This window comes from Bradyrhizobium nitroreducens (assembly GCF_002776695.1).
Lineage (GTDB): Bacteria > Pseudomonadota > Alphaproteobacteria > Rhizobiales > Xanthobacteraceae > Bradyrhizobium > Bradyrhizobium nitroreducens.
Window position 1 is genome coordinate 7854619 of the sequence record NZ_LFJC01000003.1, and the last position, 26013, is coordinate 7880631.

The 26013-nt window shown below is 66.2% G+C and carries 20 protein-coding genes; 7 read left to right on the top strand and 13 right to left on the bottom strand.

Features of this window, described 5'->3' with window-relative positions; all coding sequences use genetic code 11:
• The first annotated feature begins 113 nt into the window (after positions 1–113).
• The 3 genes from TSA1_RS37155 to TSA1_RS37165 all read left to right on the top strand — a co-directional run bounded on the left by TSA1_RS37155 (position 114) and on the right by TSA1_RS37165 (position 3120).
• The gene (locus tag TSA1_RS37155; RefSeq protein WP_097663043.1) at positions 114–389 is read left to right on the top strand and encodes a FeoA family protein; all 276 of its coding nucleotides are present in this window, start codon (positions 114–116) and stop codon (positions 387–389) included.
• Positions 390–450: 61 nt separating this feature from the next.
• Positions 451–2322, top strand: coding sequence for a ferrous iron transporter B (gene feoB, locus TSA1_RS37160; RefSeq protein WP_100180654.1), 1872 nt, complete (start codon positions 451–453; stop codon positions 2320–2322).
• Between the two features lie 180 nt (positions 2323–2502).
• On the top strand, positions 2503–3120 hold the full coding sequence (locus TSA1_RS37165) for a class I SAM-dependent methyltransferase (RefSeq protein WP_100180655.1): 618 nt from the start codon (positions 2503–2505) through the stop codon (positions 3118–3120).
• A 65-nt stretch (positions 3121–3185) separates the two neighbouring features.
• Here the strand turns inward: TSA1_RS37165 and TSA1_RS37170 are convergent, their stop codons facing one another.
• The 4 genes from TSA1_RS37170 to soxC all read right to left on the bottom strand — a co-directional run bounded on the left by TSA1_RS37170 (position 3186) and on the right by soxC (position 5820).
• The gene (locus TSA1_RS37170) at positions 3186–3503 is read right to left on the bottom strand and encodes a hypothetical protein (protein ID WP_100180656.1); all 318 of its coding nucleotides are present in this window, start codon (positions 3501–3503) and stop codon (positions 3186–3188) included.
• A 32-nt stretch (positions 3504–3535) separates the two neighbouring features.
• On the bottom strand, positions 3536–3937 hold the full coding sequence (locus TSA1_RS37175) for a DUF302 domain-containing protein (protein ID WP_430649788.1): 402 nt from the start codon (positions 3935–3937) through the stop codon (positions 3536–3538).
• A 76-nt stretch (positions 3938–4013) separates the two neighbouring features.
• Complete coding sequence (locus TSA1_RS37180) at positions 4014–4562, bottom strand: c-type cytochrome (protein ID WP_100180658.1); 549 nt, start codon at positions 4560–4562, stop codon at positions 4014–4016.
• Positions 4549–5820, bottom strand: a complete 1272-nt coding sequence (soxC, locus tag TSA1_RS37185; RefSeq protein ID WP_100180659.1) for a sulfite dehydrogenase — start codon at positions 5818–5820, stop codon at positions 4549–4551. The genes TSA1_RS37180 and soxC overlap by 14 nt, the downstream gene beginning before the upstream one ends.
• A gap of 217 nt (positions 5821–6037) precedes the next feature.
• On the opposite strand from soxC, the gene TSA1_RS37190 reads away from it, so the two are divergent.
• Positions 6038–6535 (top strand): GNAT family N-acetyltransferase, encoded by a 498-nt coding sequence (locus TSA1_RS37190; protein WP_100180660.1) that lies wholly within the window; start codon positions 6038–6040, stop codon positions 6533–6535.
• 124 nt (positions 6536–6659) lie between these two features.
• On the opposite strand, the gene TSA1_RS37195 is transcribed toward TSA1_RS37190, so the two are convergent.
• The 4 genes from TSA1_RS37195 to TSA1_RS37210 all read right to left on the bottom strand — a co-directional run bounded on the left by TSA1_RS37195 (position 6660) and on the right by TSA1_RS37210 (position 13373).
• Positions 6660–6902 (bottom strand): hypothetical protein, encoded by a 243-nt coding sequence (locus TSA1_RS37195; protein ID WP_100180661.1) that lies wholly within the window; start codon positions 6900–6902, stop codon positions 6660–6662.
• Positions 6903–6933: 31 nt separating this feature from the next.
• Complete coding sequence (locus tag TSA1_RS37200; RefSeq protein WP_174719247.1) at positions 6934–8052, bottom strand: DUF2336 domain-containing protein; 1119 nt, start codon at positions 8050–8052, stop codon at positions 6934–6936.
• A gap of 315 nt (positions 8053–8367) precedes the next feature.
• On the bottom strand, positions 8368–11997 hold the full coding sequence (locus TSA1_RS37205) for an AsmA family protein (protein ID WP_100180662.1): 3630 nt from the start codon (positions 11995–11997) through the stop codon (positions 8368–8370).
• Positions 11998–12140: 143 nt separating this feature from the next.
• A complete protein-coding gene (locus TSA1_RS37210) occupies positions 12141–13373 on the bottom strand; it encodes a cytochrome P450 (protein ID WP_100180663.1) in 1233 nt (410 codons plus the stop codon).
• A gap of 133 nt (positions 13374–13506) precedes the next feature.
• Between TSA1_RS37210 and TSA1_RS37215 the strand changes: the two genes are divergently transcribed.
• Positions 13507–14118: a TetR/AcrR family transcriptional regulator gene (locus TSA1_RS37215; protein ID WP_100180664.1), complete on the top strand. Its 612-nt coding sequence runs from the start codon at positions 13507–13509 to the stop codon at positions 14116–14118.
• 150 nt (positions 14119–14268) lie between these two features.
• The gene (locus TSA1_RS37220; protein WP_100180665.1) at positions 14269–14718 is read left to right on the top strand and encodes an ester cyclase; all 450 of its coding nucleotides are present in this window, start codon (positions 14269–14271) and stop codon (positions 14716–14718) included.
• Positions 14719–14783: 65 nt separating this feature from the next.
• Here TSA1_RS37220 and TSA1_RS37225 read toward each other — a convergent pair whose 3' ends face one another.
• The 3 genes from TSA1_RS37225 to TSA1_RS37235 all read right to left on the bottom strand — a co-directional run bounded on the left by TSA1_RS37225 (position 14784) and on the right by TSA1_RS37235 (position 21445).
• Entirely contained in the window at positions 14784–17369 is a 2586-nt protein-coding gene (locus TSA1_RS37225; RefSeq protein ID WP_100181556.1) for an EAL domain-containing protein, read from the bottom strand.
• Between the two features lie 153 nt (positions 17370–17522).
• Entirely contained in the window at positions 17523–18830 is a 1308-nt protein-coding gene (locus TSA1_RS37230; protein WP_100180666.1) for an MFS transporter, read from the bottom strand.
• Between the two features lie 224 nt (positions 18831–19054).
• Positions 19055–21445, bottom strand: coding sequence for a bifunctional diguanylate cyclase/phosphodiesterase (locus tag TSA1_RS37235; protein ID WP_245448505.1), 2391 nt, complete (start codon positions 21443–21445; stop codon positions 19055–19057).
• A gap of 326 nt (positions 21446–21771) precedes the next feature.
• Here TSA1_RS37235 and TSA1_RS37240 point away from each other — a divergent pair, with 326 nt between their 5' ends.
• Positions 21772–22938, top strand: a complete 1167-nt coding sequence (locus TSA1_RS37240) for an ABC transporter substrate-binding protein (RefSeq protein ID WP_100180668.1) — start codon at positions 21772–21774, stop codon at positions 22936–22938.
• A gap of 224 nt (positions 22939–23162) precedes the next feature.
• On the opposite strand, the gene TSA1_RS37245 is transcribed toward TSA1_RS37240, so the two are convergent.
• A complete protein-coding gene (locus TSA1_RS37245) occupies positions 23163–24140 on the bottom strand; it encodes an NAD(P)-dependent oxidoreductase (RefSeq protein WP_100180669.1) in 978 nt (325 codons plus the stop codon).
• Positions 24141–24152: 12 nt separating this feature from the next.
• The gene (locus TSA1_RS37250) at positions 24153–26012 is read right to left on the bottom strand and encodes a TRAP transporter large permease (protein WP_100180670.1); all 1860 of its coding nucleotides are present in this window, start codon (positions 26010–26012) and stop codon (positions 24153–24155) included.
• Position 26013: the final 1 nt, after the last annotated feature.

Consider the following 26013-nt stretch of genomic DNA (forward strand, 5'->3'; position numbering starts at 1 on the left):
GCGGGGGACGCCTTCGACGGCGCTCCGCCACCCGTACTTTAAAATCGCTCTAAGGTGCGGTTTCAGCGAGCGCGCGCGCTTGACCTCACTGCCTTGCGTTGAAAATACAGGGCATGACCGACACCAATGACACGCGCCCGCACATGCCGCTGGGTCTGGCCCAGCGAGGCTATACCGGCGTCATCCAACAACTTTCGGCTCGCCAGGCGGGCTCGGCGCTCTCGGACATCGAGCTCGAAAGCCGCCTGATCGAGCTCGGCTTCGTCGAGGGCGCGCGGGTCGAGGTCCTGCATGAGGGGCTGGTCGGGCGCGACCCGATCGCCGTGCGGGTCGACAGCATCACGATCGCCGTCCGCCGCCGCGAAGCCATGGCCATCATCGTCGCTTAAGATCGCGACCGGACGCCTCATCCCGAGTCCCTTGCCAAGCCGTTGCCAGGCCTTTGATCACATGGAATTACCCCTGCTGCATCTCGCCCTGGTCGGTACGCCCAACAGCGGCAAGACCTCGCTGTTCAACGCCCTGACCGGCAGCCGGCAGAAGGTCGCGAACTATCCCGGCGTCACCGTCGAGCGCAAGGAGGGCTTCTTCGTCACGCCCCTGGGACGCCAGGTCTCGGTGGTCGACCTGCCCGGCACCTATTCGCTGCGTGGCCGCAGCCCGGACGAGGAGATCACCCGCGACTTCGTGCTCGGCAAGGCCTCCGGCGAGGCCGTGCCCGATCTCGTGCTGTGCGTGGCCGATTCCACCAATCTGCGGCTGACCATCCGCCTGCTGCTCGAGCTCAAGCGCACCGGACGACCGATGGTGCTGGTGCTCAACATGTTCGACATCGCCGCCCGCCGCGGCATCACGGTCGATGTCGACCGGCTCGCCAAGGAGCTCGGCCTGCCGGTGGTCACCTCGATCGCGGTGCGCAAGGGCGGCACCGCCGACCTCCTGAAGCTGACCGATGAGATCTCGGCCAAGCTCGCCGCCGAGGCGGAGGCGAACAGCTGGCGCGCGCTCAGCGTCGCCGAACTGCGCGCGACCCAGCGCGAGGCCGATCGCATCATTGCAGATTGCGTCAGCCTGCCGAGCCGTCCGGACACCTGGACCGCGCGGATCGACGCGGTCGTGCTGCATCCCGTCGGCGGCCTCGTCGTGCTGGCGCTGATCCTGTTCGTGATGTTCCAGGCGGTGTTCGCCTGGGCGCAGCCGCTGATGGAGCTGCTCAACTCCGGCTTCGATATGCTCGGCGAGTTCGTGCACGCCACCCTGCCCGCCGGCCTGATGCAGAGCTTCCTGCAGAACGGGGTGATCTCGGGCGTCGGCAGCGTCATCGTGTTCCTGCCGCAAATCATCATCATCTTCCTGTTCATCCTGCTGCTGGAAGATTTCGGCTACATGGCGCGCGCCGCGTTCCTGATGGACCGCATCATGGGCGGCGCCGGTCTGCACGGCCGCGCCTTCATTCCGCTGCTGTCGAGCTTCGCCTGCGCCATTCCCGGCATCATGGCGACGCGCGTGATCGACAACAAGCGCGACCGGCTCACCACGATCCTGATCGCGCCGCTGATGACCTGCTCGGCGCGCATTCCGGTCTACACGCTGATCATCTCCGCCTTCATTCCGGCCAAGGACGTCTGGGGCTTCATCAATTTGCAGGGCCTCGTGATGTTCGGCCTCTACGCCGCCGGCATCATCAGCGCGCTTGCCGTCTCGTTCCTGATCAAGTTCTTCATGCTGCGCGACTATGCGCCGGCGCCGTTCATGCTGGAGCTGCCGGACTACAAGATGCCGCGGCTGAAATCGATCGTGATCGGCATCTACACCCGGGCCAAGATGTTCCTGGTGCGCGCCGGCACCACGATCTTCTCGATGATGGTGCTGATCTGGTTCCTGGCCTCGTTCCCGCAGCCGCCGGCGGGTGCCACCGAGCCCGCCATCGACTTCAGCCTCGCCGCCATCATCGGCAAGGCGCTGGAGCCGCTGCTCGCGCCCGTCGGCTTCAACTGGCAGATCGCGGTCGCGCTGATCCCGGGCATGGCGGCGCGCGAGGTCGCGGTCGCAGCGCTCGGCACCGTCTACGCGATCGAGGGCGGCAAGGAAGCGGCCGAGCAGATCGGCCAGGTGCTGGCGACGAAATGGTCGCTCGCCACCGCCTTGTCGATGCTGGCCTGGTACATCTTCGCCCCGCAATGCGCCTCGACGCTGGCCGTGATCCGGCGCGAGACCGGCAGCTGGACCTGGATGGCCGTGACCTTCACCTACATGCTGGTGCTGGCCTATGCCGCGAGCCTGCTCACCTACAATGTCGCGGTGGCGCTCGGCGCCGGCTAGCGGCCCTCCCACAACAAAAAATGCGAAAACAACCCCATGCACAGTAGACGGGGCTTGTAAAATCAATGGCTTGCGGGGGGCGTTGACGGCAACCCGATTGACCCATCACCCAAAACAGCGACGACGGCCCGCGAGCGACAGCTGCCTGTGTCGCGAGCGGCTGCGTCAGGCGGAACGAAAATGAACTCTGATGCGGACAACATCGTTGGACTGTATCGCCGACACGCCACTGCGTGGGCGCGCCTGCGCGGGCGAGATCTGACGGAACGAAAATGGCTCGACCGTTTCATCGCGCATTTGCCTGCGAGGGCCAGGGTGCTCGATATCGGTTGCGGCACCGGAGAGCCAATCGCGCGCTACCTGCTCGAGGCCAGATGCGACGTCACCGGCATCGATGCCGCTCCGGAAATGATCGACATCGCAAAGAGGCAATTCCCCGGCGCGACCTGGCGTGTATCTGACATGCGATCCCTGGAACTGAACGAAACGTTCGATGGCCTGCTCGCCTGGAACAGCTTTTTCCATCTGGCTCCCGAGCAACAGCGCCAGATGTTTCCGATCTTTGGTCGGCACGCCGCCGATGGTGCAGCGCTGATGTTCACGAGCGGTCCATCAGCCGGAGAGGCCATCGGAACGTTCGAGAGTGAGCCGCTCTACCATGCCAGCCTCGCCCCGGCGGAATATCGCCAATTGCTCGACAGCAATGGTTTTGACGTCGTCGACCATGTGGTGGAAGACCCGGACTGCGGCCGGCTCACGATCTGGATCGGACGCCTGCGGCAACGAGAGACGGCTTGAGCGGCGAAACCACCGCGACGCGGTTACGAGGGACTCAGTTGTTCACAGCTGCGTAGACTTCCCCGTCAGCGCGAGCGGGCCTGGCCATCGTCCGGATCGCTCTCCGGCTCCTCGATCAGCACGGCGGGCTCGTCATAGCCTTTGCGGCTGCTGTAGAACACCAGCGCCATCAGGCCGACGCCGACGACCAGCGAGAACACGACGCCGAGCACCAGCGCGACATAGCCCGATGCGGGCACGCTGGTATCGGTGCTGGTCCAGCCGAGATAACCGAGAACGCTCGCTGCGACGAGCATCGCGCATAGCCCCCCAACGACCAGCCATCTGGTGAGTTTGCCACCTTGCGGCGTGGATGACGCCGGTTGTCCGTCAGTGTCGTTCATGAACCTCTCCTCGCGCGGCCGTCACCTCACGCTTAGGGCGCTGTGGCCTTGGTCGCGATCGCATGCAGAGCGCCGGTCATCGCCGTGACGGCAGCCTTCGCCGGCTCGCCGACGCCATGACGCTCCGCGAGATAGGCGGGATCGTTGTAGGACAGCCAGGTCGCACCCTGCTCGTCCTGCCAGACCAGCGCCTTCAGCGGCAGGTCGATGCCGGCGGTTTGCGCCTGCTGCATCAACGGCGTGCCGCCCTTGGCGTTGCCGAAGATGATGAGATCGGTCGGCCGCAGCGGCAGGCCGACCGCGGCGGCACCGGCCGCGTGATCAATATGGGCGAACACGGTGAGGCCCTTGGCCTTCACTTCAGCCTCCAGCCGTTTCATCGTGTCCTCGGGCCCGAAACCGCTCCTGATGGTGATGAGTCCGTCTGCGGCCATTGCCTGTGTCTCCCATAAACATGTCGCTGCGATCAGAACGAGGATCCTGATCAAGATCGAAAGCTTCATCGCCCGCTCACTTCCTGCGGAACAGCTTGGCGGGATCGAACTCCGGTTGTGGAACGAAGCCGTCGCGATTGGGCATCCTGATCTTCGGCAGACTTTCCTTGTCCACCTTGCCGTCGGCTGGAACGATGCCGTTGAGGCTCAGGATGTAGGCGGTGACGGCATAGGTCTCGTCGGTGCTGAGCGAGCCCGGGGTCGGATAGGGCATCGCGCGATGGATGTAGTCGAACAACGTCGTCGCATAGGGCCAGAAGCTGCCGACGGTCTTGACGGGCATGTTCGAGGCAAGCGTGCCCTGTCCGCCGGCCAGACGATCCTTGATGCCGCCCTGGCCGTTGTCGCCGTGACAGGCCGCGCAATTGTCAGCGAATATCTGCCTGCCCTGCACTGCCGTGCCGCTGCCGTCGGGCAGGCCCTTGCCATCCGGACCGACGTCGATGTCCCACAATTTGATCTCGGCAGGCGTCGCCGGACGGCCGAAGTCGAACGCCAACGCGGGTGCGGCGAGCAGGCCGAATGTGAGGATACCGGCGAGAAACATCTTGTCATGCGAGGACATTGCGGACCCTCCCGGCCTCGTCGATGCTCCAGGTCTGCTGGGCATTGTAGTGAAACAGGGCATTGGTCCCCATCGCCGCGATGAAGGTCTGCCGGTCCGGCTGGGCGTTGCCCTGCTCGTCGGTCGAGCGGCTGACAATCCTGGTCGGCTTGCCGTCCCAGTCCCAATCCATCTGGAAACGCACCTGCGCCTTGGACAATACCGGCTGAGCCAATTGCGCCTGCTTCCACGTCCGGGCGCCGTCGGTCGAGATCTCGACCTTGGCGATCTTGCCATGGCCGCTCCAGGCGAGACCCGAGATGCGGTTGTAGCCCGGCTGAATCTGCATCATGCCGGACGGCTGCGTGATCACCGAATTGGTCTCCATCCTCAGTTGGAATTGCCGTGCCTTGCCGTTCGCCAGCAACTGCGTGTAGCGCGCCGTCTCCCAGCGCGTCATCCACGGCGCGTTGCCGAATTTGAGGCGGCGCAGCCATTTGATGTTGAGGTTGCCCTCGAAGCCAGGCATCACCAGCCGCATCGGAAAGCCGTGCGCGGGTCGCAGCGGCTCGCCGTTCTGTCCATAGGCGACGAAAGCCTCGTTCACGATTTCGTCGGTGAGCGGGATGCTGCGGTCGACGCCTGCACCGTCTCCGCCCTCCGCCAGCATCCAGGTCGATCCCTTGTCCTTGGCAACGAGGTCGATCAGGAATTTCAGGGGCACGCCGGTCCACTCGTTGGTGCTGACGAGGCCATGCGTGTTCTGCACCGTCAGATCAGGATCGGCCTTCTTCCAGTTTTCCCATCCATTGCCGGTGCATTCGATGAACACGATTCGCGTGACCGAGGGCATCCGCTTCAGGTCTTCGACGCTGAACACCAGTGGCTTCCGCACCATGCCGTGAACGAGCAGCCGATGCTGCGCGGGATCGATGTCGGGCACGCCGGAATGGCTGCGCTCGTAATGCAGGTCGGTCGGCGTGATATTGCCGACCAGCTTCTGGTGCGGCGTCTTGGAGTTGATGGCATCGCTCGGATCGATGTTGCGCTTGCCCGGTGTGGCCTCTGGAATGCGGTCGAGCCTGGCGAAACGGGAGCGCTCGCTGTGCGCGCCGAGATCGGCGCCTGGCGCGCGATCAGGGACGTCGGCCAGTGTCTCTGCCCGGGCAACCTCGCTCGCAGCGACCCCCAGGAGGCCCGCCGACAGGCCACCCACGAAGCCGCGGCGAGAAACGTCCGCGGATCGTGGCAGCCTTTCACTCGATGTCTTGGACGTCATGATATCTCCCCGTCGGTCGTCGTGCCTTTTCGAAATTCGACCACTTTCATGGGGTGACATTGACCGAACGCTGCGAAGATTGCCTGTTAGGTTGTGTTAGAAGCCATGAGGGACCGGTCCTCTCGTTCGCGCGATGGCCCAATTGGGGAATATCTGGCGCCCGATGACGGCGCCGCACGCGAGGTCGCAACCAACGTTGAAGCCGCTGTCTGATTCCATGGACCACTTCGTCACAGACCGACTGACCGCCGAGAGGCTGAATGAAAGTCACCTCGCCGACCTCGTCGCGCTCCACCAGGATCCCGAAGTGTCGCGTTATCTCGGCGGCGTGCGTTCGGCGGAGACGACGAAGGCTTACCTCGACGTCAACATGGCGCATTGGGACCGGCACGGGTTCGGCCTCTGGACACTGCGAACGCGCGAGGGGGCGTTCGCGGGACGGGCGGGCATCCGCCATATCCTGGTCGACGACGTGGACGAGATCGAGATTTTCTACGCGTTCAAACGCGAATTCTGGGGTCGGGGATTTGCGAGCGAAACCGCGACCGCGTTGACGAAGATCGGGCTGTCACGGCTCATGCTGCCGTCCCTGATCGGCCTCGTCTATGTCGAGAACGGCGCGTCTCGCCGCGTGCTGGAGAAGTTGAACTACCTTCTCGAGAAGAGCACGAAGCGTAATGGCATTGATGGTGTGATGTACCGCATCCGGCAGTGAAAGAAGGAGCGGCGTGGCACACTCGCAGCTCTCAAGTGTGAGCGAAGCGGAGCATGCCCACGGCTTGCGATGAGCGGGATCAATGGTGGGCACGGCGCAAGTGCGCCTTCCCCCTACAAAGCCCTTACCGGAAATATCCCAGCACGAGATCGACGTCCGCGGTGCGGGCCACCGTGCCGGTGAGCTCGGCGTCGATGACGCGGCGGCAGGCTTCGATCGCGGCGTGGTCGCCGAGATCGTTGGCGGCTTCGAGCACGAGCCAGGCCGCGTCCACCGAGGCCTTGTCCGGCGTGCCGCCGCCGAGATCGGCCGTGACGGCGCTGTTGAGGTTCTTCTTGCGAACGGCAGTGCCGAATTGAGGCAACATTGCAGATACTCCCCTGTCCTTAGTGCAGGTGTCAGTGAACTTGAAGCTCGGGCTGACGGCCCGCATCGGCGCCCGTGCCGGTCTTGCGCGACTGGTAGAACTTCAAGATGCTGCGCGAGGTCTCGATCTTGAGCCGGCCGAACTCACGCTCATTGTCCTGGAGGTCGCGCGCCGTGATCAGGTGATCCTTGGCGCCGAGGAACAGCAGCGACATCGTCGTATCCCAGGAGAAGTCGAGCGCCTTGCACAGGACGAGGATCATCTCGCGGTTGCGGTCCATCAGCGCGCGCTCGATCACGTCGACCGGCAGCGACGACAACAGCGACAGGCCGATCTGTACCTCGTCGAAGCGGTGCTGCCGCGCATAATTCGAGATGGAATCCTGATTCAGGTTGCCCTGCCGGTACTGCGTCGTCACCACGCGCTTGGCGACGAAATAGCTGCGCGAGGACGGACCGAACTTGGACTGAAGATCGCCGGTGAGCTCGGTCACCGAGCTCTGGATCTGCGCCATCATCTCGGGCCGCTCGGACTCGAGGCGGCGGCGGACGTCCTCCGAGGCTTTCGAGATGAGCTGCTGGAAGATGTGCCGCGGCACGTCCTTGCGCAGGCCAAGCTGCTCGGCGAGGATCGAATCGCCCTCGGCGCGGCGAACCATGTGCAGAAGGCCCGAGCCGGAGAAGCGTGCGCCCTCGTTCTTGGCGACCGAGGTCACGACCTCCTGGTTGCCCCGCTTGACCAGCACGTCGGTCACGGCTTCGCCGATCGACTTGCGCTGGGAGATCGCGAGCAGGTGCGACTGCCCCTTGGTCATGGCGCTCTCGACCAGCATCTTCTCGTCGATGCGGTTGGAGTCGCGCAGCACGGGACCGGCGACCTCGATCTCGTCGTCGAGGGCGAGCTTTTCGATGACGTTGAACGGCGCATGATCGCACGCTGACATCACCTCCGACAGCTGCACCCGCGCGGCGACCTCGATTTCGTCGGCGAGCCGTCCGATGACGTCGCCGAACATGCTGATCTCGTCGTCGCTGTAGCGGCCGGTGATCAGAATGTCGGTCGCATGCCACAACGCCCTCGCCCGGCTTTCGTCGCTGCCGCGCGCGATCGCGTCGTCCAGATCCTGTAGAAGCGATTTCGCCCCGTTCATCTCGATCACCCCAGTTCTTGGCGAGCTATTTGGCGAGCCGTCCTGCCGCTCGTGGCGGGACAGCGGATTCCTCTGGGAACTGAAGCTAGAGATCAAACGCGAGAATTCGGTAAAATCGGCAAATCAGTTTTGCCGGGCAGAATTCATTCAAATGCGAGGGAATGGGTTAGGGGCTGCGAAAGGTGCGCCGAACAGGCTTGTAAGCACCGATGCCTCTCCGGCGTCATGGCCGGGCGTGTCCCGGCCATCCACGACTTGCCGCACGGTGATAAGAACGTGGATGCCCGGGACAAGCCCGGGCATGACGGGGGCGCCTCACGGATTCTGCGGCGTCAGCACCAGCGGAGGCTTCGGCTTGGGCTTTGCCGGCGGCGGACCGGGCGCGGGCCTCACGTCGATGGCTGGCGGCAGCGGCGCAACTTGCTGGCTCGCAAGCGGCGGGTTTGCGAGCGGCGGGCTCGGTGCGGCGGGCGCGGCCTGCGGCGCCTTCGGCGTCGGTGCGGCTTTCGGCTTCGACGGCATGCGACGCGGATCCTGGCCCGGCAGCGGCACGTTGGCGGGAGCCTGCTCGGGCGCGGCCTCCGGAGACACCAGCGTCGGCAGCGCCGCGGTCGCCGGCGGCGGTTCGCCGCGCTCGATCGCGTCCAGCCGGCGCGTCTCGCGGTCGATCGTGCGCACCGCGAGCCACGACGACAGCGGCGCAAGGTCGATGGTGCGATTGAGCTTGTCGGGTGGCCCCGCCGCGAACAGCTGGATCTCCGGCGGGGCGCCGGAGAGGCCGGTCATGATCGGCGTCAGGCTGGCGCGGATGTCGGCCTGGTCGGCGGGAATGTCGTAGCCGCCGGAGACGATGGCGCGGGCGTTCTTCGCTTCCAGCGGCGTCGCGCCGACGCGCAGGCGGCCGTCGCGGATCGTGAACGGGATCTGCGCCGAGGCCACCGCGATCGGTGCGGCGGCAAGCGCGGGCTCGACCAGCTGGCGCAAGCGGTTGTCGTCGCTGACCTGGCCGCCATCGCTGGCGCGGATCGCGATCTCGAAGGCGCGCGGATTGAGGCCGCTGATTTCCGCGGAGTCCAGCGTCACCGTGCCGTTGCCGGCGAGCGCGCCGGTGAGCGCTGCGACACTGCGGCCCTGGCTGGTCAGCGCCATCTGCACCGAGGCCCGGCCCTTGGGCAGCGCGAGATCGCGGTAGCGCAGCGTCGCCGCATCGACGTTGCTGAGCTCGATGCGGGTACTCAACGCCAGCCCATTGGCGCCGTTGCGCGCATCGAGGCTCGCGGACATCTCGCCGCCGCCGAGGCCGCCCTTCAGCGCATCGAGCGCGAGCGACTGGCCGTCGCTGCGGATCGTGCCGCCAAAGGGGCGCAGCTCGAGGCCGCCGGGCAACGTCCCGCGCAACGCCTGGAACGCGACCCGGCCGCGCCAGCCGGTGATGAGCCCTGCACTCAACGGCTCGCCCGTATCATGCCCGGCTGCGCCGATCGCCATCGCGAGCGCCGGCGCAAGATCAAGCGTATCGAGACCGACTTCGCCGTCGACGCTTCTATCCTGATCGAGCGTCACAGCGAGATGACCGCGCAGGTGCGAGCCGGCCGCATTGCCGTCGAGATCATCGAAGGTCAGGCGGTTGCCGGAGAGGCCGACGCGGGAGGACAGACTGACGTTCTGCGCCGATTTGTCGGTCAGGCTGGTGCCGAGCAGCGGCGCCAGATTGACGTTGCGCACACGCAAGTTCACGCTGGCTTTCGGCTCCGACAATTCGACGCTGCCTTGCGCGTCGGCATCGAGGCCGCCGCCGCTGAGCTTTGCATTCAATTGCAGCGGCCGCCGCCAGGCCCCGGTCAGCTTGCCCTCGAACTGCGAAGCGCCCTCGCCTGCGGCCACCAAGCGATCGAGCCCGAGCAGCGCCAGCAGGGCGCCGGCCTGCGGCGTCGAGACTTTCGAATCCAGCGTGAAGTCGCTGCTCCGCAGGCGATCGAGGTCGATGCCGCCAATGGCGGCGGCCGGCGTCTGCGCGGCCAGCGTCGCGGTCGCCTTGAGCTGCGGCGCGTCGAGATCGAGCACGGCGCGGGCATTGCTGCGATCGGCATGCTCGGCATTCCTGTCGAGGCTGAGGTCGAGCTTGAGGCGCGTGGCGCCGGGCAGCGACGGCAAGGCATCGAACCGCGCGCGCACCGCGGGCGCAAACGGCTCGAGCAGCGCCGTGAGCTCGCGCAGCGAATTGGCGGAGGATTTCAGCGCGAGCTTTCCGGTGACCTTGGCGCGGTCGAAGCTGCCGCTCGCCTCGGTGGTGACGCCGCCGGCCTGGCCGAAGCGCAGCTGCTCCAGCGCCAGCGCTGCGGGGCTGTAGGCAAGCCTGGCCGCGAACGGCCGCAGTTCCTGTCCGGCAGAGATGGCGCGGCCGATGTCGAGCGAGAATTTCGCCTCTTCCGGCCATTCGCCTTGCGGGCCGGCGAGCGCGCGCACGAAGCTTGCGGCGGCGTCGAGATCGAGCCGGTCGGCCTTCAGGTCGGCGTCGATCCGCGAGCCCTTGCTCGCGCCGGTTTGCACGAAAGCAATGCGGCCCTCGACAGTGCCGCCTTCGATGTCGGCCTTCAGCCTGTCGACGGCCAGATGATTGGCTGCGATAGTGACGTCGCCGGCGAGGCGCAGCGGCCGCGTGCTGCGGCGGTTGATCTCGCTGCGGCCCTGGAGCCAGGCCACCAGCGTATCGGGGTCCGACGATTCCACACTGAGACGGCCGCTGAAACTGTCGGCGCCCGGCGTCGCACCGTTGAGCGAGAGCTGCGTCATGCCGGGGGCGCGCAGCTCCAGCCGCTGAAAGGTCCAGGACCTGCCGTCGGTGTGAAGCTCGGCCGTGATGTTCTGCAGCGGACGGCCGCCGAGCATGATCTGGTCGGAGTTGAACTCGATCTGCGCCGGGATCGGCGCCTGCGGAATGGCGGCAAGTCCCGCCCGCAGCGCCGGCAGGATGCGGAGCGGCTCGGCGTCGTCCTTGGCCGTCAGCCTGTCGGCATCGACCTGGCGCGCCGACAGCACCGCGCGCAGCAGCGGTGAGGCACCGAACCTGATATCGCCGACGCCGCCAAGCTTCAGCGCGGCGTCTTCGGTGCCGAAGCTCGCGTCGATCTGCTCGAACTTGGCACCGGCGGGATCGGCCTTGAGCTTGGTCGTGAGCTTCCAGGGCGTCGGCCCCGTCTCGCCGGCCTTCCTCACCGCAGGCACGGCCAGCGTCAGCGCGCCGTCGAATTTCGGCAGGCGATTGTCGAAGGCGAGCACGCCTTCGAGATCGGCGAGGATGGCGCGCTCGCCGGGATCGATGTTGAGGTGAAGGCGAGTGGCGTTGCCGTCGGCGCTCGGGCCGGACGAGACGCGGAACGGATAGCGCACCCCGTTGGCGGTGAAGCCGCCGTCGCCGCGGACCGAGCCCGCGAGCGAGCGGACGTCACCGGAGAAGGCGATGTCGTTCAGCTCCAGCGTCGAGCGGCTGGCGGCATCGTGCAGGGCGATGCGGCCGGTGAGATTGAGCCGCTCGATGGCGAGCGAGGCCAGATTGAAGGTGCCGCTCGCGGTGGAGGGCAGGTCGACCCGCCCGCGCGCATCGAGGCCGAGATCCACCGCCATGCCGCCCACCGAAAGCTCGGTGGCACGCCATTCGCCGCGCATCAGGGAGGAGAGGCTGAACTCGACGTCGAGCTTGTCGGCGCGCAGGCGGCCGAGATCGTTGTTGCCGCCGAAGGTGACCTGGCGCAGCCGCAGCGTCGGCGCCGGCAGCAGCCGCGCGTCGAGCTCACCCGCGACCCGCACCGGTACGCCGATGATCTTGCCAGCCTCCGCCTCGAACTGGGGCCTGAACTGGTTCCAGTCGACGTAGTAAGGCCCGATCAGCGCGGCCAGCAGCGCAATGATGAAGGCAATCGCCAATCCGAGCAGCGTCGTCTGCACGGGTCTCCCCTCGGCCAAACCGGCACCCGGACCAAACCCTGGCCTTCGTGGACTTCAGGCGTGCCGGAACAGCCCCTTATATAGGGGGAAGTGTGGCGAAGTCACAGCGACTGTTGCGCGCGGAGGTTAACGGGTGGGGCGCCTCACCAGCTCGCCGGCAGCCGCTTGAGGCCGCGCAGCACGAAGGTCGGCCGCCATTCCGGGTTTTCGACGTCGTCGATGCGCAGGTCCGGCAGCCGCCGCAGCAGCGTTGCAATGGCGATCTCGGCCTCGATGCGCGCCAATTGGGCACCCAGGCAGAAATGGATGCCGCCGCCGAACGACAGCGGCTTCACATTCTGGCGCGTGACGTCGAGCCGGTCGGGGCGATCGGGATAGACCGCCGGATCGCGGTTGGCCGAGCCGAGCAGGCACAGCACGGTCTCGCCCTTGGGGATCCGCTTTCCGCCGAGATCCTCGATATCCTCCAGCGCGACGCGTCCGGTCATCTGCACCGAGGAATCGTAGCGCAGGAATTCCTCGATGGCGCCTTCCATCAGCTCGGGGCGTGCCTTGAGCAGCGCAAGCTGGTCCGGATTGCGGTGAAGCGCGAGCAGGCCGTTGCCGATCAAATTGACCGTGGTCTCGTGGCCGGCGCCGAACAACAGGATGATGTTGGCGGTCAGCTCCTCATTGGTGAGCTTGTTGCCGTCCTCCTCGGCCTGCACGAGCTGGGTGGTGAGATCGTCCCCGGGATTCTTGCGGCGCAGCTCGAACAGCTGCTGGAAATACATCTGCGCCATCAGGTTTCCCTCGTTGCCCTTCTTGATCTCCTCCGGCGTGAGGGGCACGGGGTCGAGCAGCCGCCCGCCGTCACGCGAGCTCTTGTAGAACACCTCGCGATGGTCCTCGGGGATGCCGAGCATCTCGCAGATGATGGTGACGGGCAGGCGGAAGGCGAAATCCTCGATCAGGTCCATGTGGCCGCGCTCGATCACGGCATCGATGGCCTGGTCGACGATCTGCTGGATGCGCGGCCGCATGTCCTCGACCCGGCGCGCGGTGAAGGCCTTGACGACGAGGCCGCGCAGGCGGGTGTGGTCGGGCGGATCGGCCTGCAGCATCCAGTGGCTCATGCTGCGGAACACCGGCTCGTCCATGATCTTGTCGCTGTAGCGGCGCTTGGAGCGGTCGACGAAATCCTTGCCGAAGCGCTTGTCACGCATCACCAGGCTGACGTCGGCATGGCGGCTGGCGACGAACTGGCCGAACGGCGTCACATGGATCGGGTCGACCGTGCGCAGCCGGTCGTAATGCGGATAGGGATCGCGGATGAAATCCGGCGACAACGGGTTGAACAGCGGTGCGCCGCCGGCGCCTTGCACGTGCTCGTTCATGGTGACCTCAAATCGGTTGCCGCATGACCCGAATACGACGAGCACAGCCCCAACGGCCCGGCGTAACCATCCCTGGAATTCTTAAACTCGATACATTGTTGTATCGAGTTGCATTCTGCCCTACCCTGCTCCGATGTCAAGGGTGAGAACCAGGCCGACCAGGGACGATACGCGCGACAAATTGTTCGAGGCGGCCGCGCGCGTGTTCGAGGAGGACGGCATCGGCGGCGCCAGCATCGAGGCGATCGCGGCAACCGCCGGCTTCACCCGCGGCGCGTTCTATTCGAACTTCAAAAGCAAGGACGAGTTGATCATCGCCATGCTCGAGGACCATGTCGAGCAGTCGATCCGGCGCAACATGGACATCCTCGCCCAGCACGACAATCTCGACGACTTCATCGCGGCGTTGAAGACGATGGACCGCAGCAAGCAGGATCCGCTCGGCCGCTCGCCGCTGCTGCACATGGAGATGATCCTGTTCGTCGCGCGCGCCGAGAAGCGCCGGCCCGACCTTGCGAAACGCCTGCGCGCGCGGCGCAAGCTGATCGCCGACATCGTCGAGGCGACGTTGAAGAGCAACGGACGCAACACCAACCTGAATCCGCCCTGGATGGCGTCGGTGGTACTGGCACTGGAAGACGGCTTTCGCCTGCACCGGCTGATCGATCCGGAGACGACGCCGGCGGACAGCTTTCTGCGCGCGATCACGGATTTGCGGCGGAGGACGGGGTTGGCGTCGGATTAGGCGCGCCAGCAAATGAGCGTCCGAACCTTGGTCGACACCGGCATCCTGATGGGAGGAAGGAGCGTCGTCGGGAATCGGGTGGGAGGACAGCGGCGTGATGGTCATAGCTTCTCATGGTGGGCAGCAAAGCACACAGCAGGAGAAGCGATCGTGACGATTGAAGACGACAACAAGGCCATCGTCGGCCGGTGGTTCACAAAATTCTGGGGCGAAACCTGCGATCTCGGAATTGTCGATGAACTCGCAGCGCCAGATATGCTGCTGCAATATTCGCTGCATGAGCCGCGGCGTGGGCGCGACGACATCAAGGCGTTCATGACGGACTTCCGGAAAGCGTTCCCCGATCTCAACTTCTGGGGCGCTGCCGATCTCATCGCCGAAGGCGACTATGTCGTCGGCCGTTGGGAAGGCGGAGGCACGCATACCGGGCCGGCGTTCGGCGACTTCCTGGCGGGATCGCTGCCGGCCAACACCGGCCGCAAGATGAAGTTCACCGGGACGACCGTGTTGAAGCTCAAGGACGGAAAGATCCTCGAGGAAATCGGTCTTGATGACGGGGTGACTGCCTTGCAGCAGCTCGGCCTCATCCGCGCGGCCTGATTGCAAGGCCGAAACGAACACACCGGCGATTTCGCGGTCGCCGGTGCCATCCTGGAACGCGCGCGCTAAGCCGAGCGCTTCACCGCAACCGCGTCGATCCGCGTGACGTCCAGCCTGCCCAGCATCGCCCTCGCCTGCTCGGCGCAGTGCTCGATCAGCCAGCGCTCGAAGGCGACGGGAGCAAGCGCGGGGGCGTAGAGGAAACCCTGCACGACGTCGCAGCCGAGCTCGGCCAGCGTCCTGCGCTGGCCCTCGGTCTCGACGCCTTCGGCGACGACCGTCATGCCGAGGCCCTGGCCGACGCGCACCACGGCGGTGGCGATGGCAAGTGCGCCGGCGTCACGCTCGATGTCGCGCATGAAGCTGCGGTCGATCTTGAGCTCGCGGATCGGCAGATGCGCGAGGCGGCTGAGGCTGGAATAGCCGGTGCCGAAATCATCCACGGAGAGGCCGACGCCGAGCTCGCGGATCGCATTCATCGTCTCGAGCGCGGCGACGCTGTCCTGCATGAACGCGCCTTCGGTGATCTCCAGCATCAAGGCGTCCGCCGGCAGATCGTATTCGGAAAGGATGTCCTTGAGCCGCGCCGCCAGCGTGACGCTGCGGAAATTGATCGGCGACAGGTTCACCGACACGCAGGGAATGTTGAGCCCGGCGCGGCGCCAGTTCGCCATCTGCCGGCAGGCCTCGCGCACCGACCACAGGCCGATCTGCTCGATCAGACCGCATTCCTCGGCAAGCGGGATGAACTTTGCCGGAGAGACGTCGCCGAGCACGGCATCATGCCAGCGGGCCAGTGCCTCGACGCCGTGGATCGCGCCGTCGCTGCTGCGGATCTGCGGCTGGTAGCTGAGGCTCAGCGCGCCTTCCGCGATGGCGCGGCGGAGCGCTGCGATCAGCGCCAGACGCTGCTCGGTGAGCCCGTTCATCTCGGCGCTGAAGATGCGATGGGTCGAACGTCCCGCCTGCTTGGCCATGTACATGGCGGCGTCGGCCTGCTGCATCAACGTGTCGATGTCGGTGGCATGATCAGGATAGAGGCTGATGCCGATGCTGGCCGACATCTGCATCAGCTTCGAGCCGAGCCGCAAGGGAGCGGCCAGCGCTTCGGTGATCCCGGCGGCAACGCGCTCGGCACTCTCGGCATTGCGCTGCGGCAGCAGAATGACGAATTCGTCGCCGCCGAGGCGTCCCAGCATGTCCTCTGGGCCGATCTGCTCGCGCAGGCGCTGGGCGAGCTGGATCAAGAGCTCGTCGCCGGCGGCATGACCGAGCGTATCGTTGACGTCCTTGAAATGATCGACGTCGAGGAAGGCCAGCGCGACGTGGCTGCCGGTCGGGCAGGCATCGATCGCCGTGGTGATCAGGTTGCGCAGCTGCGCGCGGTTCGGCAGCCCGGTCAGGATGTCGTGATAGGCGAGCCGCGCGATCTCGGCGCGCGCTTCCTTGCGCTCGATCGCGAAGGCGCCGAGGTTGACGCAGGCGTCGACGATGCGCCGGTGCCAATTGCTCGGCGCGCGGGGCTCCCGGTAGTAGAAGGCGAAGGTCGCGATGACCCGGCCGTCCTTGGCCTTGACCGGGGTCGACCAGCAGGCACGCAGGCCGATCGCGAGCGGCATCGCCTTGTAGGGCTGCCAGCGCGGATCGGTCTCGAGGTCCGTCGCCAGCACCGGCTCGCCGTAGAAGGCAGCGGTGCCGCAGGAGCCGACATTGGGGCCGATCGCAACACCGTCCAGCGCGCGCGAATAGTCCTCGGGCAGAGAGGGCCCGCCGAGCGGGTGGATCAGGCCGGCAGCGTCGACGTGGAGCAGCGAGCAGACCACATCGGGCGCGATCTCCTCGACGTGGCGGCAGAGCCTGTCGGCGATGTCGGTAATCGGCACTTCGTCCGCGAGCGAGCCCATGATGAGCTGCTGCAGCGAGCGCAGCTGCTTGGTCTCGGTGATGTCCTCGAGCAGCGCGAAGATGTGCTTGACCCGGCCCTTCTTGTCGCGGAACGCGTCGATCCGCGCGCAGACCCAGATCTCCTCGCCGTCCTTGTCGTAGGCGAGCAATTCGACCTCGCAGCGGCGGCCGCCGCGCATCAGGTGCTGGACCAGCTTGGCGACCGCCTTACGGTCGGTGTGGCAGCCGGCGATCAGCTCACCTGCACGGCGGCCCTCGGCCTCGGTGCTGGTGTAGCCGAACAGCGTCGTGAAGGCCGAGTTGACGTAGACGATGTTCTGGTCGGTGTCCGCGATGATCACGGCCCGGTTGGTCTGGTCGGAGACGGCATGAAGAAGCCCGATTCTAACGCGGCGCTCGGCTTCGCCGGTGACGTCGCGCGCGAATACGAGGCGGTAGGTCGCGCCCTCGCGCACGATGGACGACAGCGATATGGCCGCGCGGACCCGGCTGCCGTCGTGCCGTACGAGGCTGATCTCATCGCGAAACTCCGCGGCCCGATCGGCCTGAAGGCATTTGAGGGTGAGAATGCCGACGTCGGCGCCGAGCACGTCGGCACGGGCGAGCTTCCAGATCCGCTCGGCCGCGGCATTGAAGTGGACGATGCGGCCATCCTCACCGGCGATGACGACACCGTCGTCCGCCTGATCGAGCGCAGCCAACAGGACTTCCGGCATTTCGATCGCATGGCAATCGCGAGCGGACATCATTCGACCCAGGAACATCTCAAAGATATGACAATGTCACGAGCCTAGCGCTGCGGTGGTGTCCAAGAAGTTGGCGCACTCCGGTAGCGGCCTACCAAGATGCGGGATGCTTAAGATTGCGCGAAGAAGTGCCACGGCATTTGGCAGGAAGTTCTACGGGCTTGTTCCGCCGGTTCCCGCCCGGAGCTTGGGCAGCCGGCCGGCGACGGCCCGCACCTTCCCCGGCGATGCCCGCCAGATCGCGAGCGCCGACAATCCGCTCACGACCATCGCGATGCCGAAGGCGAGGGTGTAGTCGCCGGCGCGATCATAGAGCAGGCCGGTCACCCACGGTCCGGCCGCACCGCCCGCCAGCGCCGCCAGCATGATCGTGCCGAAGATGCTGCCCTGGTGCTTGCCCTGGAAGATCTCGAACACCACCGCGCCCATGATCGAGGTGAGGCCGTAGCCGAGCGCTCCTTGCGCGAACACCATGGCATAGACGAGCCAGAGCGAGGGTTGATACTTCAAGGCGATCAGCGCGGCGAAGCAGATGACGAAGCCCGCGCAACTGATCGCCCAGACCCACTCCCGTCCGATGCGGTCGGAGACATGGCCCAGCACGATCTGGCCGGGAATGCCGAGCAGGCTGACGATGCCGAGCGCCCACACCGCGACGGACGAGCTGAAGCCGATGTCGAGCAGGAATTTCGTCTGATGCACCTGCACCGCGTACCAGATGTACAGGCCGGAGAAATAGCCGACCGCGATCCACCAGAAGCGTGCGGTCGCGACGGCGCGTTTCAGCGTCCAGTCGGTATTGACCCAATCGGGATCGACGACGTTGGAGACCGGCTGCGCGCCGCCCGCAACCGGAGCGGCATCGCCGTCCGGTTCGAGGCCGATGTCCTGCGGGCGCTTGTGCAGCAGCAAATTGACCGGCGCCAGCACGACGAGGATGAGCAGGCCCATCGCGGTGCAGGCGGTGCGCCAGCCGGTCTGTTCGATCATGTGCTGCACCCATGGCAGCAGCGTCACCGAGCCGATGCCGACGCCCGCGAAGGCGATGCCGATGGCGAAGCCGCGCTTGCGGATGAACCAGTTCGGCAGGAACAGCGACTGGCCGGAATAGCCGAGACACACCGAGCCGGCGCCGACCATGACGCCGATGGTGACGTAGAGATGCCAGGGCGCGCTGGTGAGCGGCGCGAGGAGCAACCCGCCGCCCATCAGCACCACACCGAGCTCCATCACCGCGCGCGGACCGGCGCGGTCCATCAGGCGGCCGATCAGCGGGCTGACCACCCCCGACACCACGAAGCCGAAGGAGAACGCACCGGCGGTGACGCCGCGCTCCCAGCCGAATTCGGAGATGATGGGCGGAAAGAACAGCGAGAAGGCGGTGCGCGCGTTGACGCCGATCGCCATGGTGACGAAGGTCACGGCGACCACGACCCAGCCGTAGAAGAACGGAAGCCGCATGATGTGATTGTTTCACCCCTAGATGGTTCTACCGACCATCCGGGGCCATCCGGGTCAAGCGATTTTCGCGCGTGACCGCTGACCGAGATGCAGACGCTTCCACAGCGTCATGGCCGGGCCTGTCCCGGCCATCCACGTCTCGCTACTTGGCACCAAGAACGTGGATGCCCGGGACAAGCCCGGGCATGACGACCTCTTATTCCGGGTGCGCGAAGGCGATGCGCTCAGGCGGCGTCGCGCCGCGACCGTTTGACGGGAGCGTCGAACAGGATCCGCTCGATCGGCTGCGGGCGGCCGAACAGATAGCCTTGGGCGAAATTGACGCCGAGCGCCTTCAGCCGCTCGTATTCCTCGCGGGTCTCGACGCCCTCGGCGGTGACCGACATGTCGAGCCCGCGCGCCAGGGTCACGATCGAGGAGATGATGGCGGAGCTGCGCGGCTGATGCGTGAGGTTGCTGATGAAGGACTTGTCGATCTTGATCTTGTCGAACGGGAAGGTCGTCAGATAGCTCAGCGACGAATAGCCGGTGCCGAAATCGTCGAGCGCGAGCTCGATGCCGAGCTGCTTCAGGCGCTGCATGAAGGCGAGATTTTCGACGCCGCGCTCCAGCAGCACGGATTCCGTGATCTCGATCTCGAGCCGCTGCGGCGACAGTCCGGAATCGGTGAGCGCCGCGCAGATTACCTCGAACAGCTCGGCTTCCTTGAACTGGATCGGCGACAGGTTGACTGCGACGGCGAGGTCCGAGGGCCAGCCGGCTGCATCCGCGCAGGCGCGCCGCAACACGAATTCGCCGAGCGGCACGATCAGCCCGGTCTCCTCCGCGAGCGAAATGAACTGGTCCGGCGGGATCAGGCCGCGCGTCGGATGGCGCCAGCGCACCAGAGCCTCGAAGCCGCGCCGCGCACCGCTGAGCGCGTCGATGAACGGCTGGTAATGCACCTCCAGCTGGCACTGCGCGATGGCATCGCGCAGATCCCCCTCCAGGGTGTTGCGGGCCTCCAGCTCGGCCGACATCGCCTCGTCGTAGATGGTGAAGCAGTTGCGGCCCGCCGATTTCGAGCGATAGAGCGCAAGGTCCGCCTTCTTCAGGAGCTGCTCCTGATCGCTGCCGTGATCCGGCGCGATGGCGATGCCGATGCTGGTGCCGATCTCGACGCGGTGACCGGGCAGGTGGAACGGTTCGGTCAGGAGCTTGGCGATCCGCGCCGCGAGCTCGGTCGAGCAGGCACGCTGATCCTCGCCAGCTTCCTGGATGATGGCGAACTCGTCGCCGCCGAGCCGCGCCAGTACGTCGCTCGCGCGCACCGAGGATTTCAGCCGCTGCGCCACCTGGCGCAGCAGCGCATCGCCGGCGCCGTGGCCGAGCGAGTCGTTGACGTTCTTGAAGCGGTCGAGGTCGAGCATCAGGATCGAGAACGGCAGGCCCCGCACGCCGAGCTGGCTGTTCATCTCGTCGAGCCGGGTGAGGAAGTAGGCGCGGTTCGGCAGTCCCGTCAGGGTGTCGGTCTGGGCGAGCTCGAGCACCCGCCGGTTGGCCAGCGACAGCCGCCGCGAGTTCCGGCTGGCCAGCATGAGATAGGTCGAGAGCGACAGCGTCAGCAGCATGCCGACGACCAGGACCGCGCCGGCGCGATCGTAAGTCGTCTCCAGCGGACCGCCGGCGGTCGGCACCGCACGCACCTGCCAATCGGTATCGCCGATCTTGAGGCTGCCCGACCAGTGCAGCGCCCGCGCGACATCCCGCATCGACCGCGGCGCCGTGGCCGACGACGAATAATCCGGCAGCATCTGCTCCAGGCTGACGATCTGCGCCGTGAAGGGCGGATAGACGTTCATGCTGACCGCCGGGCTTGCACCGGTGGTCACGCGAATGCCCTGGATCAGCAGGGGCAGATCGAAGACGCCGACCACGAAGCCGGCGAGATTGCGGCGCCGGTCCGCAACCGTCTCACGCGAGGTACCCTTGGCGTAGACGGGAATGGCAACGAGAACGTCGGGCAGCCGGCCGCCCTCCTTCGGCTCGAACAGGCGGGTGCGAAGGGCCGCAATCCTGTCGTTGTCGCGGGCGCGCTCCAGCACCGCGCGGCGCTCCGGAACGGTGGCATAGTCCATGCCGTAGACCGTCGAGGTCTTTGGCTGGGTCGAGTAGAACACCGGGAAATACTCATCGCTCTGCGGCGCGGTCGCGAAGCCCTCACCCTGCAGCGATTTGATGCGATAGCCGGAGACGCCGTCGGAGATCGCCGCGGCCTCGTATTCGGCGCGCTCCTTGCGGTTGACGCGGGGCAGCCAGGCAATGCGCAGCATGCCGGGATGGCGCTCGAACAGGCGGGCGCTGAAAGTCTCGAATTCGCTGCGGGTGACCTCGTCGTTGGTCGATTCGAACAGCGTGCGCAGCGCGACCAGCCGGGAGATGTATTCGCCCATGCCGTTCTGCATGACGATCGCTTCGGTCTCGGCCGCGTTCTCGAACTCGATCCTGTTGACGCGATCCTCCCACCGCGCCACGGCGGCCGCGCCCGCAACCGAGAACAGAAGACCGACGGCGATAGCGACGAGCGCAGGGCGATAGAGTCCGAGCAGCGGCGCGACACGCCACCATCCGGTCATACGTCTCCGATCCTGATCGTTCCGATCGCGATCGCCCATCTTGAAGCCGCCGTCCCCTATCCGCGACGAACCGAACCTCTGGTTGAGGTACCGGCGCGGCTATCGGAACAAGGCCGCGGTTAAGAACTGCACAATTTCGGAACCCGGCGGCTCCGCATTGCTCGGCTTAGTTAACGATTGCCCTGCGAATTACCGGAGTCTGGAGATAAGTTGCCGGTTTTCCCCGAAGTCTTACGGGGCCTCCCCACGGCACGGAGTTAGCCTCCTGTTCAGCCTCGCAGACCTATCGTTCCTGCAACGGCATCGACCATCCGGCAATCAATTTCATGACACGATCGCGATCCGCGACCTATCTCGCCTTGACCATCGCATTGCTGGCCGCAGCGCTGCTCCCGGCGAAGGGCGACGAGGCCGGCGTCAGCGAGGATGCGATCCTGTTCGGCCAGGCCGCCGCGCTGGAAGGCCCCTCCTCCGCGCTCGGACAGCGCATGCGGCAAGGCATCGTCGCGGCATTCACCGAGATCAATGCCAAAGGCGGCGTCCACGGCCGCAAGCTTCAGCTCATCAGCCGTGACGACGGCTACGATCCCGACCGCTCGGTGTCGCAGACGCTGCATCTGATCGAGGACGACAAGGTGTTTGCGCTGATCGGCGCCGTGGGCACGCCGACCGCGATGGCGACAATTCCGATCACCAGCGCCAGGAACGTTCCCTTCATCGGTCCGTTCAGCGGCGCTGAATTTCTGCGCGACCTCGAGCTCGCGAACGTCGTCAACATCCGCGCGAGCTATGGCGCGGAGGCCGAAGCGTGGATCAAGCACCTCACCGAGGATCGCCACTTCACCCGCATCGCCATCTTCTACCAGGACGATTCCTTCGGCCGCGACGGCTTGGTCGGCGTCAAGCGCGCGCTCGCCAAGCGCGGCCTGGAGCTCGCCGCCGAAGGCACGTTCGAGCGCAACACCCGCGCGGTCACGGCCGCCTGGCGGACGATCAAGCGCGCCGAACCCGAGGCCATCGTGATGGTCGGGACCTACGGGCCCTGCGCCGAGTTCATCAAGCTGGCGCACCGCAGCGGCTTCTATCCGACCTTCGTCAACGTCTCCTTCGTCGGCGCCAATGCGCTTGCCAAGGAGCTCGGCCCCGAGGGTGAAGGCGTCATCGTCTCCCAGGTCGTGCCGTTTCCATGGGATCGCTCGCTCAGGCTCGTCGCCGACTACCAGGCGGCGCAGAAGGCGTTCGACCCGACGCTGACGCCGGACTTCGTGTCGCTGGAAGGCTATCTCTCCGGCCGGCTCACGGCCGCGGCGCTGGAGATGGCCGGGCCGAAACCGACCCGCGCGGGCCTGCTCCGCGCCATCAACGATGTCGGGCGCTTCGACATCAGCGGCAGCATCGTCACCGTCGGCATGCGCATGATCGATACGCCCCCGAAAGTGTTTTTGACGGTGATCCAGAAGGACGGAACGTTCAAGGCGGTGGACCGGCTGTAGTGTCTGTTCCGATGAAACTCCACCAGCGCCCCGACGGAAGTGCGTTCCCTCCCCCCTTGTGGGGGAGGGCTAGGGAGAGGGGTGGCCCAGGAAAAGGTGCTTGTTGCTAGCGATGCACCGGTCAGTGCGTGACGGAGAGAATCCCCGTGTGGCACCCCCTCCCTGCCCCTCCCCCACAAGGGGGGAGGGAACGGAGAGAGCGGTGCTGTCGGCTGGGATCGGCTTTAGGGCCGCCGCGTCCAGCGGTCGGCGTTGACGGCGCCCGGCGGAACCTCGCCTTTGACGATGGCCTCGACCTGACGCACGGTCTCCAGCGACTGATATTCGATCGCCTGCGGCGTCAGGCCGCCGACATGCGGCGTGGCGATCACGTTCGGCAGCTTCGCCAGCTCGGGCGTCGGCATCTGGTCGGGCGCGCGGCCGACGTCCATCGCGGCGCCGGCGATGCGATGCTCCAGCAGCGCACGCGCCAGCGCGGCCTCGTCGACGAGATTGCCGCGCGAGAGATTGATGAAGAACGCGTGCTTCTGCATGCGCGCCAGGGCCGCCTCGCCGATCAGGTTCTCGGTCTGCTCGTTGGCGATGGCGAGGCAGACGACGTAATCGGACGCAGCGAGCAGCTCGTCCAGGCCGACGTGCCTGATCGCGCTGTCGCCGACATCGGCGAAGGGATCGGCAACCAGCACCTCCATGCGCAGCACCTTCGCGATCTCGGCGAGATAGCGCCCGATACTGCCATAGCCGATGATGCCGATCCTGCTGCCGGCGAGTTGGCGCCCCATCCGCGCCTCCGGCTTGCGGCCGGCCTGGTAGTCCGCCGTGGTCCGCGAGACGCCGCGGGAGAGATCGACCATGAAGCCGAGTGCGAGCTCGGCGACCGCCTGAACGAAGCCCGGCCCGGCGCGGGTCACGAGCACGCCCGCCTTCGAGGCCTCCTCGACATTGATGTTGCGGATGTCGACGGCACAGCGGACGAAGGCCCGCAAGCGCGGCAGTTGCGCAAAGATCTCGCCGCGGCCTTCGGTCATGCGATCGGCGACGATGATGTCGGCATCATCGGCGGCGCGGACGAGGCCGGCAGCATCGAGCGGATCGTCACCCTCGTGCAGGATCACCTCGGCGGCCGCGCGCAGGCCGTTCAGGCTGCGATCGCCGTAGTAATTGCGCCGCATCTCCGGGGTGTGCGCGAGCAGGACCTTCACGACAAGACTCCTTCAGTAGCCGAATGACCGCGGCAGCGCGGTCGACAGCCACGGCACGAAGGCGATGACGAGCAGGCAGAGGAACAGGAGGCCGAGATAGCCCATGATCGGCTTCACGGTCTGCTCGATCGGCACGTTGCCGATGAGGCAGGCGCCATAGAGCCCGAGCCCGAGCGGCGGCGCGAACAGGCCGATGCCCATGGCGATGACCAGGACGACGCCGAAATGCAGGGGATCGACGCCGAGCTGCACCGCGACCGGCAGCAGCAGCGGCCCGAAGATGATCAGCGCGGCCGCGCCCTCCAGCACCGAGCCCATCACGATCAGCACGGCGATCGCCAGCAGGATGAACAGCCAGACACCCGAGGTCTTTGACAATCCGAGCATGAAATCCCCGACCGCATGCGGCACCTGCTGCAGGGTCAGCGTGAACGCGAGCGATTGCGCGGCGGCGACGATGAACAGCACGAGACCGGCGCGGGTCGCCGCCTGGACGAAACTATGCGCAGCCGATCTGAAGCTGAGCTCGCGAAACACCACGCTGCCGACAACGAGTGCATAAGCCACGGCGAAGGCCGAAATCTCCGTCGCCGTGGCAAAGCCGCTCTTGAAGCCGAAGAAGATCATGAAGATCAGGCCGAAGGATGCGATCGCGCCGCTCCACAGGCCCGACACCGGCATCTGCGGCTCGACCTCCTCGACCCTGTCCGGCCGCTTGCCGAAGATGATGGACACCGCGATCAGGACAGCCGCCATCAGCGCCGAGGGCAACAGGCCGGCAACGAACAGGCCGCCGATCGACAGGTTGGCGACGAAGCCGAGAATGATCAGGTTGATGCAGGGCGGAATCGTTTCCGCCATCACCGCGGAGGCAGCGAGCAGCGCCACCGCGCCGCCCGGATTTTGCCTGGAGCGGCGGGCCGCAGGGATCAGCACCGAGCCGACCGCGGCGACATCCGCCATCTTCGAGCCCGAGATGCCGGAGAACAGCACCATCGACGCCACCATCACGACGTTCAGCCCGCCGCGCATGCGCCCGACCCCGCGCTGCAACAGCTCAATCAGACGGACCGACATGCCGTTGGCTTCCATGAGGTAGCCGACCAGGATGAAGAAGGGGATCGCGAGCAGCACGAAATTGTCGATGCCGCGCGCCATCTGCTGGGCGAAGATGACGCCGGGCAGCGCGCCCTCGACCCAGATGAAAACGAGCGCGGCCAGCGCCAATGCAAAGCCGATCGGCAAGCCGCCGAACAGCGTCGCAAAGAAGCCGATCAGCATCAGCGTGCCCGCCGACGGCACCGAGGATGGCGACAGGTAGTCCCAGGCGAGATAGAGGCCGGTCACCACGACGATCGCGATCAGGCCGCGGACGATATCGGGGAACGGGCGCGCGCAGAGATGGTCGATTGCGAAGACCGTCATGAACAGCGCGCCGATGCCCATGGGGTAGAAGGTCAATTCCAGCGGCAGGCCGGAGCCGGTGGTCTGGCCGGCGGTGAGCGAGCCCAGCTTGATGGCGTTATAGGCGACGTAGCCGGAGATCAGCACGATCAGCAATGCGCTGGCGGCATCGACCAGCGCGCGCAGCCGCGTCGGCAAGAGATCGCGGAAGAAGGAGACGCCGACATTCTCGCCGCGCGCGAGCGCGCTCGCCGCGCCGAAGAAGGCCGAACCGACCATCAGCCCGCGCGCGACGTCGTCGGACCATTCGACCGGCGCGTTGAAGAAGAAGCGCAGCAGCACGGAAACGCAGACCACCACGAGATCGGCGGCGAGCAGGATGGCCGCAATCGCGTCGCTGAGGCGAAGCAGCAGGGCGACACTGCCATGGCGGCCGCCCGAGACGGGCACGGCGGCTGTGATCGTCATC